General features: G+C 70.2%; 16 protein-coding genes. 7 read left to right on the top strand and 9 right to left on the bottom strand.

Annotation, left to right across the window (positions count from 1 at the left end; translation table 11 throughout):
* Nucleotide 1: 1 nt before the first annotated feature.
* The 6 genes from nuoD (at nucleotide 2) to D7V80_RS25650 (ending at nucleotide 6,995) form a co-directional block, all read left to right on the top strand.
* Nucleotides 2–1,261, top strand: a complete 1,260-nt coding sequence (gene nuoD / locus D7V80_RS25625) for an NADH dehydrogenase (quinone) subunit D (RefSeq protein ID WP_014398102.1) — start codon at nucleotides 2–4, stop codon at nucleotides 1,259–1,261.
* A complete protein-coding gene (locus D7V80_RS25630; protein WP_120590661.1) occupies nucleotides 1,258–3,147 on the top strand; it encodes a 2Fe-2S iron-sulfur cluster-binding protein in 1,890 nt (629 codons plus the stop codon). The genes nuoD and D7V80_RS25630 overlap by 4 nt, the downstream gene beginning before the upstream one ends.
* A gap of 2 nt (nucleotides 3,148–3,149) precedes the next feature.
* Nucleotides 3,150–4,595 (top strand): complex I subunit 1 family protein, encoded by a 1,446-nt coding sequence (locus D7V80_RS25635; protein WP_120590662.1) that lies wholly within the window; start codon nucleotides 3,150–3,152, stop codon nucleotides 4,593–4,595.
* Between the two features lie 27 nt (nucleotides 4,596–4,622).
* Nucleotides 4,623–5,375 carry an NADH-quinone oxidoreductase subunit I gene (locus tag D7V80_RS25640; RefSeq protein WP_120590663.1) on the top strand — a complete coding sequence of 251 codons (753 nt, stop codon included), beginning with the start codon at nucleotides 4,623–4,625 and terminating at the stop codon, nucleotides 5,373–5,375.
* A 172-nt stretch (nucleotides 5,376–5,547) separates the two neighbouring features.
* Nucleotides 5,548–5,910 (top strand): ferredoxin, encoded by a 363-nt coding sequence (locus D7V80_RS25645; protein ID WP_120590664.1) that lies wholly within the window; start codon nucleotides 5,548–5,550, stop codon nucleotides 5,908–5,910.
* Nucleotides 5,911–5,927: 17 nt separating this feature from the next.
* Nucleotides 5,928–6,995, top strand: a complete 1,068-nt coding sequence (locus tag D7V80_RS25650; protein WP_158616701.1) for a S9 family peptidase — start codon at nucleotides 5,928–5,930, stop codon at nucleotides 6,993–6,995.
* A 519-nt stretch (nucleotides 6,996–7,514) separates the two neighbouring features.
* Here D7V80_RS25650 and D7V80_RS25655 read toward each other — a convergent pair.
* The gene (locus tag D7V80_RS25655; RefSeq protein WP_370452539.1) at nucleotides 7,515–10,121 is read right to left on the bottom strand and encodes a CHASE2 domain-containing protein; all 2,607 of its coding nucleotides are present in this window, start codon (nucleotides 10,119–10,121) and stop codon (nucleotides 7,515–7,517) included.
* 99 nt (nucleotides 10,122–10,220) lie between these two features.
* On the opposite strand from D7V80_RS25655, the gene D7V80_RS25660 reads away from it, so the two are divergent.
* Nucleotides 10,221–11,075, top strand: a complete 855-nt coding sequence (locus D7V80_RS25660) for a hypothetical protein (RefSeq protein ID WP_120590666.1) — start codon at nucleotides 10,221–10,223, stop codon at nucleotides 11,073–11,075.
* A 6-nt stretch (nucleotides 11,076–11,081) separates the two neighbouring features.
* Here D7V80_RS25660 and D7V80_RS25665 read toward each other — a convergent pair whose 3' ends face one another.
* From D7V80_RS25665 to D7V80_RS25700, 8 genes are all read right to left on the bottom strand, one after another.
* Nucleotides 11,082–12,062: a hypothetical protein gene (locus D7V80_RS25665; RefSeq protein ID WP_233585718.1), complete on the bottom strand. Its 981-nt coding sequence runs from the start codon at nucleotides 12,060–12,062 to the stop codon at nucleotides 11,082–11,084.
* 109 nt (nucleotides 12,063–12,171) lie between these two features.
* Complete coding sequence (locus D7V80_RS25670; protein ID WP_120566524.1) at nucleotides 12,172–12,480, bottom strand: YtxH domain-containing protein; 309 nt, start codon at nucleotides 12,478–12,480, stop codon at nucleotides 12,172–12,174.
* 55 nt (nucleotides 12,481–12,535) lie between these two features.
* A complete protein-coding gene (locus tag D7V80_RS25675; RefSeq protein WP_120590667.1) occupies nucleotides 12,536–12,913 on the bottom strand; it encodes a hypothetical protein in 378 nt (125 codons plus the stop codon).
* Nucleotides 12,914–12,940: 27 nt separating this feature from the next.
* Nucleotides 12,941–13,135 carry a hypothetical protein gene (locus D7V80_RS25680; RefSeq protein ID WP_014398113.1) on the bottom strand — a complete coding sequence of 65 codons (195 nt, stop codon included), beginning with the start codon at nucleotides 13,133–13,135 and terminating at the stop codon, nucleotides 12,941–12,943.
* Between the two features lie 74 nt (nucleotides 13,136–13,209).
* Nucleotides 13,210–13,419 (bottom strand): DUF3618 domain-containing protein, encoded by a 210-nt coding sequence (locus D7V80_RS25685; RefSeq protein ID WP_120590668.1) that lies wholly within the window; start codon nucleotides 13,417–13,419, stop codon nucleotides 13,210–13,212.
* Nucleotides 13,409–13,882 (bottom strand): phage holin family protein, encoded by a 474-nt coding sequence (locus D7V80_RS25690; RefSeq protein WP_120590669.1) that lies wholly within the window; start codon nucleotides 13,880–13,882, stop codon nucleotides 13,409–13,411. Before D7V80_RS25690 ends, D7V80_RS25685 begins: the two co-directional genes overlap by 11 nt.
* Nucleotides 13,883–14,051: 169 nt before the next feature.
* Complete coding sequence (locus tag D7V80_RS25695; protein WP_120590670.1) at nucleotides 14,052–14,816, bottom strand: endonuclease/exonuclease/phosphatase family protein; 765 nt, start codon at nucleotides 14,814–14,816, stop codon at nucleotides 14,052–14,054.
* A 25-nt stretch (nucleotides 14,817–14,841) separates the two neighbouring features.
* Entirely contained in the window at nucleotides 14,842–15,357 is a 516-nt protein-coding gene (locus D7V80_RS25700; RefSeq protein ID WP_120590671.1) for a hypothetical protein, read from the bottom strand.
* Nucleotides 15,358–15,681 lie beyond the last annotated feature (324 nt).

Here is a 15,681-nt window from a genome sequence, read left to right on the forward strand (position 1 = left end):
CATGTCCGACAGCCACAACACCGACGCGCAGAAGCCTCACAACCCCGACACCGATGGGTTCGCCCACGAGGAGTCGGAGCTGGAGTCGCATTTCCAGACGAAGAACATGGTCATCAACATGGGCCCCTCCCACCCGGCCACGCACGGCACCGTGCGGCTGAAGGTGGAGCTCGAGGGTGAGACCATCGTCAAGATCGACCCGGAGATCGGCTTCCTCCACCGCGGCTTCCAGAAGAGCTGCGAGAACGTCACCTGGACGCAGTGCCTGCCGTACACGGACCGGCTCAACTACCTGTCCGCGATGATGAACAACTTCGGGTTCCTCAACGCCGTGGAGAAGCTCATCGGCCTGGAGATCCCGGAGCGCGCCCAGTACATCCGCGTCATCGGCAGCGAGCTGCACCGGCTCACCGACCACCTGACGTGCGTGGGCGCCACCGGCCTGGAGATGGGCGGCTTCGCGCCGTTCCTCTACGGCATGGAGGCCCGCGAGCTCATCCAGGACCGCGTCACGGAGCTCACCGGCGCGCGCCTCACCACCAGCTTCGGCCGCGTGGGCGGCATGAATCGCGACCTGCCGGAAGGCTGGTCGGAGAAGGTCAAGAAGACGCTGGACCGCACCGAAGAGCTGCTCGTGGAGATGGACGGGCTGCTCACGCGCAACCGCATCTTCGTGGACCGCACCAAGGGCACCGGCATCATCACCGCCGAGGACGCCATCGACTACGGGTGGACGGGCCCCGCGCTGCGCGCGTGCGGCGTGGATCACGACCTGCGCAAGGTGCAGCCGTACTGGGTCTACGACCGCTTCGACTTCGAGGTGGTGGTGGGCGAGCACGGCGACAACTACGACCGCTACCTCGTGCGCCTGGAGGAGATGCGGCAGTCCATCAAGATCATCCGCCAGGCCCTGGACACCATCCCCGCGGGTCCCATCATCGTGGACGACTGGCGCATCGCGCTGCCGCCCAAGCCCGAGGTGTACGGCACCATCGAAGGCGTGATGGCGCACTTCAAGCTGGTGATGGAGGGCATCCAGGTTCCCCCCGGTGAAGTCTACGACGCGACGGAAGCGTCCAACGGCGAGCTGGGCTGGTACCTGGTGAGCGACGGCCGCGGCCGTCCGTACAAGGTCCACGTGCGCGCCCCGGGCTTCCCGGTGCTGTCGGCGCTGCCGCACATCATCCAGGGCAAGATGCTCGCGGACCTCGTTCCCACCTTTGACACCATCAACATGATCGGCGGCGAGGTCGAGCAGTGAGCGACAACGACACGAAGAAGCCCACCGGTGACGCGCAGACGCCCCCCAAGGGCGCGCCCACCGACACGCCCGCGGCCAAGATTGGCCCGGAGCCGTCCAACCCGCCCGCGGGCGCGAAGGCCGACAATCCGCCCGCGGCCCACAGCGGCCCCACCGGAACGCCTCCGCCCAAGCCGGCGGCGCCGGCCGGCGGCCCTCCGCCCAAGCCGCAGCCCAAGAACCCGGGCTTCGTGACGGCGGTCATCGACGGGCGCGAAGTCGTGGTGAAGCCGGGGACCAACATGATCGAGGCGGCCAAGTCGGTCGGCTCGGAGATCCCCTACTACTGCTACCACCCGCGCCTCTCCATCGCGGCCAACTGCCGCATCTGCCTCATTGAAGCGTCCAACGCGCCCAAGCTCGTCCCCGCCTGCCAGACGCCCATGGCCGAGGGTCAGGTCATCAAGACCACGACCCCCAAGGTCAAGGAGCAGCAGCGCGCGGTGATGGAGTTCCTGCTCCTGAACCACCCGGTCGACTGCTCCATCTGCGACCAGGCCGGTGAGTGCAAGCTGCAGGACTACTACATGAAGTACGACTACAAGCCCTCGCGCCTGGAGGGCACCAAGGCCCTCAAGCACAAGCGCAAGGTGCTGGGGCCCCGCGTCGTGCTGGATCAGGAGCGCTGCATCATCTGCACGCGCTGCGTCCGCTTCATGAATGAAATCCCGAAGGAGCCGCAGCTGGGCGTCTTCGGCCGTGGCAGCCACGAGCGCATCGACGTCTTCCCGGGCAACGAGCTGGACAGCAACTACTCGCTGAACACCGTGGACGTGTGCCCGGTGGGCGCGCTGCTCTCCCGCGACTTCCGCTTCAAGGCGCGCTCCTGGTTCCTCTCCGCCACGCCGTCCGTCTGCACGGGCTGCTCGCGCGGCTGCAGCATCTCCGCGGACTGGATGTCCCAGGACACCTACCGCTACCGCCCGCGTGAGAACGAGGCCATCAACAAGAGCTGGATGTGCGACCAGGGCCGCCTGTCGTACAAGGACCTGAACGTGGGCCGCGTGCTGTCCGCCCGCGTGGGCCGCGGCCTGCAGGCCCCCGGCACGGTGCAGCCGGTGCTCACGCGCAAGGACGCCGCCCTCGGCGCGGCCAAGGCGCTCAAGCCGCTCGCGGGCTCCAAGCAGCTCGCGGTGCTGGCCTCGCCGCTCGCGTCCAACGAGGACCTGCTCGCGGGCCTGACGTTCGCCAAGACGGTGCTGGGCGTGACGTCCGTGTTCGTCGGTGGCCGGCCGCAGGGCAAGGCGGACCACTACCTGATGACGGCGGACAAGAACCCCAACCGCCAGGGACTGGCGCTCATCGCCAAGGGCCTGGGGCTGTCGCTCAAGGGCTTCGAGGAGCTCACCCCCGCCATCAAGGCCGGCCAGGTGAAGGCGCTCTACGCGGTGGGCACGGAGGTCCCCACGGACGCGGCCGCGTTCGCGGAGGTGCTCTCGTCGCTGGAGGTGTTCGTCGCCCAGGCGCAGAACGAGTCCCCGGTGACGGCGCAGGCCACGGTGCTGCTGCCGGCTTCCGCGCACATCGAGGACGAGGGCACGTTCACGCAAGCAGACGGCATCACCCAGCGCTTCCGCAAGGCGTACCCCTCCAAGGGGGACGCGGTGCCGCACTGGAAGTGGGCCACGGAGCTGACGCGCGAGCTGGGCGGCGAGGCCGCCGCGGCCTCCGCGCGCGACGTGTGGCGGGCGCTCTCGGGACAGGTGTCCGAGTTCGCCGAGTTCAATTGGGACAAGGCCTCTCCGCCGGACCGGGAGAAGCCGGGCATCAATCCGCTGCCGTCGAGTGCCGACGGCCGTCCGCCGGGCTACCGTGAGTTCGGCGCGCCGCGCGTGAGGGGCATCTGACCATGAGCCGTATCCTGACCATGCTGTTCGCCATGGCCTTCATCGTCTTCGCCATCGCTGGCGGAGTGGCCTCGGCGTATCTGGTGGGCTACCTGGCGGAGGAGTACCTCTTCGAGGGTGCCAGCCGCCTGACGAACATCCTCTTCCTGATGCTCGTCTTCGTGATGATCACCGCGACGCTGCTCACGCTGGCGGAGCGCAAGTGGTCCGCGTTCATGCAGGACCGCGTGGGCCCCAACCGCGCGCGCCTGTCCATCATCCCCGGCCTGGGCAACCGCTCCCTGGGCGGCATCCCGCACATCATCACCGACGTGCTGAAGATGCTGACCAAGGAGGACTTCGTCCCCGGCACCGCCAACCGCTTCCTGTTCAACCTGGGCCCCATCCTCGCCTTCGCGCCGGTGTTCGCGCTGTTCGCGGTGGTGCCGGCCGGCCCCACGGTGAACGTGTTCGGCAAGACGGTGGACATGGTCGTCGCCACGCCGGACTTCGGCATGCTGTACCTGCTCGCCATCGCGTCGCTCGCCGTCTACGGCACGTCGCTGGCCGGCTGGTCCTCCAACAACAAGTTCGCGCTGCTGGGCGGCGTGCGCGCCTCCGCGCAGATGATCTCCTACGAAGTGGCGCTGGGCCTGTCGCTGGTGGGCCTGTTCCTGGCCTTCTCCTCCGTGCAGCTGCCCACGCTGGTGGGTGACGTGGGCAACGCGCTCGTGTCCGGCACCGGCCAGGCGAAGTACCTGTGGCGCACCGACGGCGGCTTCGACCTGGGCCTGCCGGCGTGGGGCATCTTCATCCAGCCCCTGGGCTTCATCGCCTTCTTCGTGGCGTCCTTCGCGGAGACCAAGCGCGCCCCGTTCGACGCTCCGGAAGGCGAGTCCGAAATCATCGGCTACTTCGTGGAGTACTCCGGCATGAAGTTCGGCATGTTCATGATCTCCGAGTTCGTGGAGGTCGTGGTGCTGGCCGGCGTGACGGCGTCGCTCTTCTTCGGCGGGCACCACCTGCCCTTCGGCGGCGAGTGGCTGGCGGCGCAGCCCTTCTTCCAGGAGCACGGCTGGGTGTACGGCACGCTCCTGGGCACGGTGTTCTGGATCAAGGTCATCCTGCTCATCTGGGTGCAGCTGGTGATCCGCTGGACCTTCCCGCGCTTCCGCTACGATCAGATCCAGAACCTGGGCTGGAAGATCCTCCTGCCCGTGGGCCTGGCCAACGTGTTCATCAGCGGCGCGCTGGTGCTGTGGGATCCGTCCCTCCGCGCGCTGGGCGTGGTGGGCCTGCTGGAGATCGGCTTCGTGATCGCCCTGACGATGACCTCGGGTGCCAAGGCGGCGAACGCGCACGACGCGGCGCACGGCCATGGGCACGACGCGCATGGCCACGGCAACGATGCGCACGGGCTGCCGGCGCACGCGGACCCCCACTCCCACTCCCCGGCGGGCGCGCACTAGCGCGGTCCGGAAGCGAGACAAGACACCATGGCGTTCAATGCTTCCCAGGACCCGCGCACGGACCTCCGCGAGCGGATGTACATCCCGGAGCTGCTGCGCGGTCTGGCCATCACGACCAAGCACTTCTTCCGCAACATGTTCGGCACGCGCGACCCCAACCCCCAGGTGGTGGACCGCACGGGCACGAGCCTGATGACCACGGTGGAGTACCCGGAAGAGAAGCCCATCTATCCGGAGGGCTACCGCGGTCTGCACCGGCTGGTGCCGCGTGACGACGGCAAGCCGCGCTGCGTGGCCTGCTACATGTGCGCGACCATCTGCCCGGCGCAGTGCATCTACATCGAGGCGGGTGAGTACGAGCACGCGTCCGCGGACTCCGAGTCGGCGGTCATCGAGAAGTACCCCACCCAGTTCGTCATCGACGAGCTGCGCTGCATCGTGTGCGGCCTGTGCGTGGAGGCGTGCCCGAAGGACGCCATCCGCATGGACACGTACATGCACACGCCGTCCGAGTACAACCGGCAGAACTTCGTCTACGACATCCCGAAGCTGCTCAAGGGCCCGCCGGTGTCGCACCCGTCCGACCCGTGGAACAAGCGCGACAGCTCCTCGGAGCCGCACCACGTCCACAAGGAAGCGCACACGCGCATCGGCGAGGGACACGCGGACCACGGCCACGCCAAGCAGTTGGGCGCGGGCCACGGCCACGCCAAGGCGGGCGCCGGGCACGCGGTGGTGACCCAGCAGGGTCCCATCCAGGTGACGAAGTTCATCAAGTAGTCCCTTGTTTCGCACCGCGGGGGGCGGGCCGTGCGCCGCCCCTTCGCACGCATCCGGCCCGCCTCCTTCCCGCCGTCTTGGGAAGGGCGGGCCGAAGCCTTTTCTGGGGGCATGTGGTGATGCTGCACCTCTTCAATGCGCATGGTGCCGGCCTGGCACGGGGAGCCCCGCCGTGAAGCGCTACCGGATGTCGGTGTGCAAGGGCTCCAGCTGCCGCGCGGGCGGCTCGGACGCGGTGCACATGGCGGCGCGCGAGGCGCTGACGGAGAAGGGCCTGCAGGCCCGCTGCGAGCTGTACCGGGGTGGCTGCTACGGCTTCTGCCACATGGGGCCCAACGTGGTGGTGCGCGAGGACACGGGCCGCAAGCGAGACCCGCTGTCTCCGGAGGACTACCAGCTCATGGGGTGGCCTGGAGAGGTCTACTACTCCGGGATGACGGCGGAGAAGATGCGCCGCGTGGTGGCCGAGCACATCCAGGACGACGTGCCGGTGCGTGAGCTGTTCGGCCAGCCGGACTCCGGCGACGACGACTGATGTTCCGGAGGTGGGCCGTGCAGCGCGCATTCCCTTCTCCCCTCCTCCTGCCAGGGCTCGTGGGCCTGCTGGTGCTGGGTGCGTGTTCGCGGCCCGTCGCCCCGGTGCCTTCGAAGGTGCTCGGCGCGCATGCGGATGCGGACAGCCCCCGCGTCGTGGGCGCGGCGCTCGTTCGGGACGGGGATTCCCGCGAGGAGCTGCTGCGGCGCTATCCCCGCGTCGAACCCGATGCGGCGCTGAAGACCACCCTGGCGGCCATCCTCGCGGACTCCGGGCAGCGCCTGCGCTGGAGCGCGGCCCCCGCGGAGGACCTGGCGTGTGACAACGGCGACGTCCGTTTCCGGATCCAGGTGCGGGTGCCGCCCGCGTGCCGGGAGCGCACGTGTCCCGTGCTCGCCTTCTACACAACGGGCTGTCCTATGCCGGACTACCACTGGCGCCCGGAGTTCTTCCTCCGCGCGGGCTTCATCTACGCGGAGCCCGCGGTGCGAGGCACCAAATGCTCCGAGGACTGGGCCCGCGCGGACAACGGGCCGCTGCGCGTGGCGGCCGCCACGGACCTGGAGGCCGCCAGCCGCTGCCTGCGCCAGCGCTTCACCCGTGATGGCGTGGTCCCCAGGCTGGGCATCCTCGGGTGGAGCTACGGAGGCAACCAGACGCTGGTGGGCATGACGCGCTTCGCGGGCAGCTACGACGCGGGCTTCGCCTTCGCGGCCAAGACGGACCTGGGCTCCTTCCTCTCCCAGACGACGCCGGAGCTGCGCGGCGCCCGAGCCGCGGAGTACGGAGATCCGGAGCGGGACGCGGAGCTGCTTCGCGCCATCTCCCCCGTGACCTGGGTGGACCGGGTGGAGGCACCCATCGCCCTGATGCTGGGCGCGAGGGACCCCAAGGTGTCGCTGTCGGACGCGGACGTCTTCGTGCGCAAGCTCCGGGCAAGGGGCCAGGACGCGACCCTGATGATCATCCCCGAGCACGCGCACCTCACGGAGCGCCCGGAGGAGATCGCCTTCGAGCACGCCCACCTCCTCCAGTTCTTCACCACGCGCTTCGGTGTGCCCCTGCGGGTCGACACGCAGCCCTGACGGGCGGTCCACAGGCAAAGCACGCCACCCGGGATTCCTTGCCCCATCCACGCCCCGAAGTGCCCCGCGTACGCGCGCCTCACGAAGCGCGGTGATGGTCCGTGACGGTGTGCTTGGGCGGACGCCAAGAGAGGCCCCTGGGCAGGGCGCCCGCCGGGTGCGCCCGAGCCAAACCTGTCCGACAGTCGGACAGGTTCGCGCCGCATGGAGCCTGAGGCCGCGCTGTCGCGGCAGGCGACGCGGACTGTGGGCCCCGCGTCATTGGAATTCGGGGATGTGCACCGGCCGCGATGGCACGGCCTTGGGCGATTTGTCCGACTGTCGGACAGGTTCAGGCCGCATGAAGCCTGCGGCCGCGCTGTCCCGGCAGGCGACTCGGACGGTTGGCCTCGTTTCCATGAAGCCCCGGGAAGTACACCGGTCACGGCCTTGGGAAACCTGTCCGACTGTCGGACAGGTTTCGACGCTTCGGCTTCCGGGAGGCCGCTTCACGGCACCCATGGCCTCCGGGCGCCCCTCTCAGCGCGCGTCCGTGCTGCGCCTGCCCCAGCGGATGACGCCGTCCCAGTCCTCGGGCGGCGGCGTCTGGATGAGGCGCTGGCAGCGCTGGACGTAGACGCGGGCCACCGGGTCGCCGTGCTCCACGCCGCAGCGGCGGAACAGCTCCTGGGCCACGATGAAGTCGCGCCCGTAATAGGCGGTGAGGGCCTTCTCGTAGAGGGCGATGCCCGCCTGCTTCTCCAGGGAGAACTCGCCCCGCCGACCCAGGAGCTCGTGCACGCGCACGGGCTGGGGGCGGTCTCTCAGGAGCACGCGGTCCACCTCGCGGAAGACGTATGCGTCGCTGGCGAGCTGCGCGGTGGCCTGCCCCACCAACACCTGGGTGCCGTACTCCTTGTTGGCCGCCTCCAGCCGGCCGGCCATGCGCACCGCGTCGCCCATGACGGTGTAGTTGGACTTGAGCTCGCTGCCCATGTCGCCCACCAGCAGGTCGCCCGTGTCGATGCCCGCGCGCACCGACAGCCGGTGGCCGAACTGCTTCTCCCAGAGGGGCTGTTTCTGCGCGAGCGCCGCGTGGAGCTTCAGCGCCGCCTCACAGGCCAGGTGCGCGTGGCGGTCCGTGCGCACGGGCGCGCCCCAGAAGGCCATCACCGAGTCGCCGATGTACTTGTCCACCTGCCCCGCCGTAGCGCGCACCACGGCGGTCATCTCCGTGAGGAAGGTGTTGAGCAGCGGCACCAGCTGCTCCGGCGGCAGCGCCTCCGACAGGCGCGTGAAGCCCTCGATGTCGCAGAGGTACACGGTCATCTGCCGGCGCTCCGGCTTCATCAGGCTCACGTCGCGCGCCACCAGCCGCGCCACGTCCGGGCTCACGTAGCGGCCCAGCGCGCTGTGCACGAACTCGCGCACGTCCTGCTCGGTGCGGAAGGCGTAGAGGGTCGTCACCAGGAACGCGAGCCCGCCGGACCACAGCGGTCCCGCGACGGCGATCCACATCCGGTCATGGACGAACACGTAGCCCGCCGCGCCCACGTAGCCCGCCCCGGCCGCCACCGCCACGCAGACGAAGAGGAAGGCGCCGCCCACGGAGCGCAGGAGCCAGCTGAACGACAGCGCCAGGAACGCGCCAATGAACGCGAGCCCCATGGTGGCGAGCATGTCCACCCGGGGCGGCGCGCGGGTGATGCCGTCCGACGCGAGGATGTTGGCGAGCGCCTGGCCCAGCACGGCGCCGTTGGCGATGCCCGGCCCGATGGGCGTCACCCGGCGCTCGGGGGCGTAGCTGCTGGTGTTGGTGAGGATGACGGCGCGGCCTTCCAGATCGTGGTCGAAGCGGACGGGCCGCGCCTCCTGCGAGTCGAAGAGGTTGAGCAGCACGTTCCACGCGCGGATGGAGCGGGCGAGCGGGCCGCGCGCGCCGCGGGTGGCGGACGGAGCCTCCCAGCGCAGCAGGCTGTAGCCGGCCGCGTCCATGGGCACGGAGTACTTGTCCCCGATGTAGAGACGCCCGTCCGCGTACCGCAGCTTCTGCGTGCCCGCGAGCCGCATGGCGGCGGCCAGGGGCAGCGAGGGCAGGACGTAGCGCTCGCCACCGCGCGGGCTGTACGCGACCAGGTGGGGCACGCCGCGCACCACGCCGTCGGGGTCCGCGGGCAGCGTGGTGGCGCCGTAGCCGCTGGCCTGGCTGAGCAGCGGCGTCACCGGGTGCTGGAGCTGGCGCACCTCCAGGAGCTTCTCCGGATCCAGCCCCTGCACCTGCACGGAGGCCAGGGCGAGGAACAGGTCCGACGGGGCCACGCGGAAGGCGTCATCCGCGGCGCGGCGCTCCTGGATGGCCGCGGCGGCGGTGCCCATCTGCTCGCCCAGGCTGCGGCCCTCGCCCTCGTCCGCGACGCCAGCCCACACTTCCAGGGCCTTGCCGGCGGGGATGAGGAACGCGGGGCGCTGGAGGGCGAGGACGGACTGGGCGCGGGTGCGGGCCTCGGTGACGTTGGGGTAGCTGCCCAGGCGGACGCGGTAGGGCCACAGGCGGCCGGTGGGCGGCAGCGTGCGGGTGCCCTCGGCGCCCCAGCGGAAGGCGAGCACGGAGTGGCCGGGGTCCTGGTCCAGGAGGGCGCGGAGTGCGTCGTCATCCTGGGACAGGGCCCCCCGGCCCGAGCGCGTGGGGGTGACGCAGGCGCGGGGGCTGAGCTCCGGGTAGGCGAAGTCCAGCATCACCACGGAGGCGCCCTCCTCCACCAGGCGGTGCACCATGCTGCCCATGACCTGGCGCGGCCACGGGTACGCGGCGATGTCCGCGCGGGGGCCCTGCTGGGCTTCGGCGAGCGTGTCGTCGTCGATGGAGACGAGCACCACGCGGTCGGAGCGCTCGGACACCTCTCCCAGCTGGCGGATGCGCCAGTCGTAGAAGACGCGCTCGCCGCCGTCGATCCATCGCGAGAGCCCGTCGATGAAGCCGGAGGGCGACAGCAGGGGCGCGGGCGTGTCGTCCGGCCGTACGGGGCCCGTGTCACGCTGGGAGACGAGCAGACCCAGCAGGCAGCCGAACAGGGCCGCCATGGCGAGCGAGAAGCCGAGCCGGTGGAGGAAGCGGCGGCCAGAGGAGTGGATGCGGAGGCGTTGCACGAGCGGCGCCCAGGATACTCCGATGGGGGCTCGCGCCCATGGGCAACACGCGCGGTATGGTTGGCCGCCGTCACCCGTGCCCCGTTCAAGAGAGTGCCCATGAAACGCCTGTTGCTGTCCGCCCTGGCCACCGTGTCCCTGCTGTCGCCGCTCGCCTGTGACCTGGAGAAGACGACCAACCAGCTCAAGGCGGACCACGTCATCGTGGGCACCCTGCTCGCGACGCCCCAGGTGGAGGTGTCCGCGCTGGCGCTGGCGGGCTACGACGGGGGGACCAGCGGCGGGGACGTGGTGACCTTCCCCGGGCAGACGGCGGCGTTCGTGTTCTTCGGGACGAAGTCGGGGGAGAACGCGCAGCCGCAGGGCCTGAGCGGGGCCACCGTGACGCTGAACGCCGGGAGCTCGGCGGGAGTTCCTCTCAACGGCCAGGGCGGCGGCAGCTACGGCGTGACGAGCGACTCCACGGACGACCTGAAGTACGCGTCCGGCGCCACCTATTCGTTCTTCGCGGAGCAGGGCGGGACGAAGTACGAGGCGCGGGTGGAGGACGCGCCGACGAAGGAGGCCATCTCGAAGTTCCACCCGGCGGAGGGCTTCGTGCGCCACAACGCCAACACGGCGTTCGAGTTCGACCGGCCGGCGCCTCCGCCGAACCAGGACCGGACGCTGGGCTTCGTGACGGTGGTGCCGCTGGGTTCGAACGGGGAGAAGGGCCAGGCCACCTATTCGAACGTGCCCACGTCGCCGGTGGAGTTCCTCCAACTGGCCGCGACCCCGGCGCTGTTCCGCGAGCCGCGCGTGACGATTCCCGCCACCGCGTTCCCGAACCCCAAGCAGGCCTACCTCGTCATCTTCCAGGCCGTGCGCATGGGCGGCCCGGAGTCCGACAACCTCTTCCTGGGCAGCGTCGTCCTGGCGGGCACCGCGGAAGTGGGCATCGTCCGGACGAACTGAGCGCGGCTAGCCGGCCTCGATGTCCAGGCCGATGCGCTCCTCCAACTTGAGGCGCAGGAGGTGGCCCGCGAAGCGTTCCGACTCTTCGCGGGTGAGGATGCTGCGGAAGTCCGGACCGTCCGCGATCTCCACCTCCATCACGGCGCCGCGCTGGAGGAGGCGGAAGAAGTCCTCCCCTCCCCCGGGCCTGGGCACGCGCAGGGGGATGAAGCCCTTGAGCGGCACGACGTCCGTGCTCGCGTCGATGACGCGCAGCAGGCCCGGCGCGTCCGGGCGCACGGCGTCGGAGGCGACGGACTCCTCCGCGTAGAGCGGCGCGGGCGGCAGCGACAGGTCCTCGGTGAAGTCGTCGAAGAGGAAGCCGTAGCGGGACGGCACCCGCTGCGTCAGCAGGTAGCAGAGCAGGACGGCCTCATCCGGCTGCACGCGCGCGACGTGGAGGATGGAGCGCTCCGCGCCCACCCGTCGCAGGAGCAGCGTGAGGTGCGGCCGGCTGCGCTGGAGGTAGCGCTGGACGCGGTCCAGCAGCGTGGCGCGGACCTCCGTGAACGCGACCTGATGGCGGGCCTCGCTCTCCGCTTCGCGCTGGGAGACGGCGTCGCGCGCCTTGGCGAGCTTGGCTTCCGCGTCGCGCAGGAAGTCGCTGGCGGCGCCCTGTTGCTGGAGGCCCGGGGTCGTCGAACCGGTGTCCATGCCCGCGGCGCGCACCGCGCCCAGCAGGAACGAACCCTGTTGCGTGAGCCGGGCCTGCTCCTCGCGAAACTGGATGACGGAGGCTGCGTGGCCGCGCTTCAGCTCCGCCCAGGCGTCGTAGGCGGACTCCAGCGTCTCCAGCGCGCGCAACTGCCCCAGCGCACCGTCGGGTCCGGAGGCCCACGGCGTGTCTGTGTTTCGCACGGGGAGCGCCGGGGACGCGTCCACGGCGGGCACATCCACGGGCGTGTCATGTCTCGGTGGCGGTGTCGCCCCGGGCGGCTTCTTGCTCATCGCCTCGCATCCTAGGCCATCCGCCCTGCCCCTCGCCGGAAACACGAAGGCCCCTCCCCGCCTTGAGCGGGAAGAGGCCCGTGTGTGACTTCAAGGCCACGCCCTGGAATCAGGTCGTCCGCTGGCCCGGCGGCACCGTGGAGCCGGCACCCTGCTGGCCTTCCGTGCCGCGCGCGTTGTTGATGGCCGTGGCGAGCTTGTCCTGGCCGCCCTGGATGCGCTGGCGCAGGTCACCGCGCAGCTGCTGGCCCGGCTTGTCCGCGAGCAGCAGGCCCACGCCCACGCCCACGAGCACGCCCGCCGCGAAGATGCCCAGCGCCGGCAGCGCTGTCTCCGCCGTCGTGCGGCGCGTCTCCAGGCCGATGAGGTCCAGCACGTCGTCGCGGTCCAGCTTCTTCAAGTCCTTCAGGCTCAGCATGTCCGACTCCGGGGAAATGACTTCGGGGAAAGACGTGGGGTGCTGCGAAAGAATCCTAGACGCTGCCCGAGGGCGGCGTGCCCCGGCCCGTCTGATAGCCCTGGAAGGCGGACTCCGCCATGCCCATGAGCTCATCCTTCACGAAGGGCAGCGCGGCCAGCCGCACGCCCAGCTTGAGGATGCGCCCGGTCAGCGGCGTGAAGAGACCGCCGCCCAGCACGTAGCCCACGCCCACGGCGATGGCCAACGTGCCATAGGGGTTGCGCTCCACGCGCCCCTTCAGGTCCAGCGCCTGCCCCAGGTCCGCCACCGCGCTGCGCGCGTTGCCGATGAACTGCTGCGCGTCGGAGCCCAGCTGATCCACGCGCTGGCCGAAGCCCGCGTCCTCGCTGTGCCCCGTGCCGTTGCCCGTCGTGCCCGAGTAGTTCGTCATGTCCGTGCTCCCTTTTCCGGCAACCGGTTAGCGGGACGCGATGCGGCCCACGATGAAGCCCACCGCGATGGCGCCCAGCAGGCAGGTGCCCGGGTTGGCCTTGATGAACCCGACGACCTGATGGTTCAGGTCCACCAGGTTCTGCCGCGCCTCGTCCATGTTCGGCAGCTGGTCCTGAAGCTGCCGCGCCCGGTCTGCCATCTGCTGCGGATTGATTTCCATGGAAGCCCTCTGCTGTGCGTTCGTTTTTCCGATTGCGTCTTGAAGCTTTTGCATCAGGACCCGCTGGCGCAGCTTCAGCGCCGCGAGCCCACCAGGCAACCGACGAGGAAGGCGGTCCCCACGCAGGCGTAGGGATGCTTGCGCACCCACTGGCGCCAGTCGGTGACTTCCGCCACCTCCACCTTGAGCGCGCTCACCGACGTGGCCAGGTCGGCCCGGGTGCGCTCGATTTCCTCGCGAAGCGCCGCGCTCGTGCGCGGCAGGTGTCCATTGCTAGCGGCCATCCCGCGGCTCCTTGAAAGCCATTCCCGTCGTGTCCTTCAGCGTGTTCACCCCGGGCGTCGCGGCCACCCGCGGCTGCGCCGTGGTGAGCACCGCCATGCTGCGCGACAGCTCGCTCACGCTGTCATCCATCATCTGGCGTGACTTCATCCGCTTCACCGCGCGCAGGATGCCCAGGCCTCCGCCCACCAGGTTCGCCGAGCCTACGATGGCCAGCGCCCCCGCCCACCCCGTCCACGGAGCGAGCACGGCCGCCAGCGCCCCGCAGATGAAGGCGTACCCCACGAGCAGGAAGGGCACGAACACGGCGATGCTCGCCACGTCCAGGCCCATGGCCTTCGCGTCCTCCGCCAGCTCCACGCGCGCCAGCTGGAGGTGCTGCGTCACCAACCGACTGAAGCCGTCCGCCATGCGCCCGACGAGCGCGGCGACGCCGCGATCCGTCTGTTCACTGCCCACGTGCATGCGCTCTCCGGCCGACGCTCACGTCCCTGTGCGCGTGGGCGCCAACCTAGGCACCCCACCTCCCCGCGACAACCACGGCGCGAGGAATTTGTCCGGCGTTCGCCAGCGTCGGCCACTCAACGCGAGAAACCACCGGACCCAGGAGCGAGCCTACCGCAAGCCCACACCCCTAGCCGATCAGCTGCACCGGCGGTGCGACAGGCGGCTGCACGGCGATGGGCGCCTCGAAGCGCATCACCAGCGGCAGATGGTCCGACGCCACCCGGCTCAGCGGCGTCCGGTGCGGCGTCACCGACACCGGCCTCACCCCCGAGTCCACGTAGATGCGGTCCAACCGGAACAGGGGCAGCCGCGTGGGGTACGTGCGCGCGGCGGCGCCCAGTTCGAACGCGGCGTCGTGGATGGCCTCGCGCACGAGCGACGACACCGGCCCGTTGCCCCAGGAGTTGAAGTCCCCGCACACCACCATGGGGTCCTTGCGGGCCGCGTCGCGGAGCAGGTCGGCGGACAGGAGGAGCGCTTCCTGCCGCCGCCGCTCGCTCACGGACAACCCCAGGTGGAGGCAGAAGACGTGCAGCTGCTGCCCCCCTCCCAGGTCCAGGTCGCACCGCAACGCGCCCCGGGGCTCACGGCGCGGCACGCTCAAGTCATAGTTCTTCGACTTGAGCACCGGCAGCCGGCTGAGGATGGCGTTGCCGTACCGGCGGCCGTTGCGGACCACGTTGGGTCCGAAGGCCATGTGCATCCCGAGCATCTCGGCCAGGTGCTCGGGTTGGTCCTCCCGGGACGTCTTGCCCCGGAAGTCCCCCACCTCCTGCAGGGCGATGATGTCCGCGTTCACCTCGCGCAAGACCGAGCCCACGCGCTCCAGGTCGAAGGCTCCGTCCACGCCGATGCCTGAGTGGATGTTGTAGGAGACCAGGGTCAGCTCCACGCGTCGTTCACCCTCCCCTTCCTGCTCAGGCCGGAATGATGCGGCGGGCCGCCAGGCGCACCGCCTGGAAAGGCAGCGACGCCAGCCGCTGCATCGCCGTCGCCACGTCACCCACGCCGGACTGGATGGCCTTGAGCTGCCGGCGCGCCTCGTCGATGAGGTCCGGCAGCCGGCCCTGCTGCATCGGCCGCTCCTGCGTGGGCGGCAGCGCTCCGATGGGCGCCGTCGTCCCGATGACAGGCGACGGGGCCGCCTTGCGCTGCTTCTTCGAGGCGCCGCTCACGCGCGACACCGGCCCGTGGGAGAACTTCGCGTCCGCCTCCGGACGGGCCAGCTCCTCCAGCTGAAGCTCCATCTTGCGCGCGGTGAGGATCTCCTCCGTCTGCGCGTGGCTCTTGCCGTAGTGGACACCCTCGTGTTCGTCCACCGCCACCCGCGAGGACTGGGCGAGGCGCGCCTTGTCGCGCTGACGCAGGCTGCGCTTCTGCGGCGGCAGGGTCTTGGGAACCTGGAAGTGGTCGAAGCTGTAGGAGCGAGGCATGCGCGCCCTCCCTTTCGAAATTGATGTGCTGCGTTGATGTGGGAAAGCTAGGGAGCCCCTCGCCGTCCGTAACGCCTTGACACGGGGAGAACTGGCACGGCTGCCTGCCGCACGTCCGGCCAGGAACACCCTTTCGCCTCGGAGGGCACCCAACTACCGGCAATGGCACGCATCCGGCGCCTGCTTCCGGGGCGGGCGGCCAGACGTCCAACAGGAGGCATCCAGCCGGGCCCTTCCGGGCAGAGAAGCAGCCAGCCAACACGCCCGACGCCGCTCCGGGAAGGTTCCGCGCGTGCGTGGTGTAAAGAACGGCCCATGCCCGCC

It is taken from the genome of Corallococcus sp. CA054B, assembly GCF_003611625.1.
Taxonomy (GTDB): Bacteria; Myxococcota; Myxococcia; order Myxococcales; family Myxococcaceae; genus Corallococcus; species Corallococcus coralloides.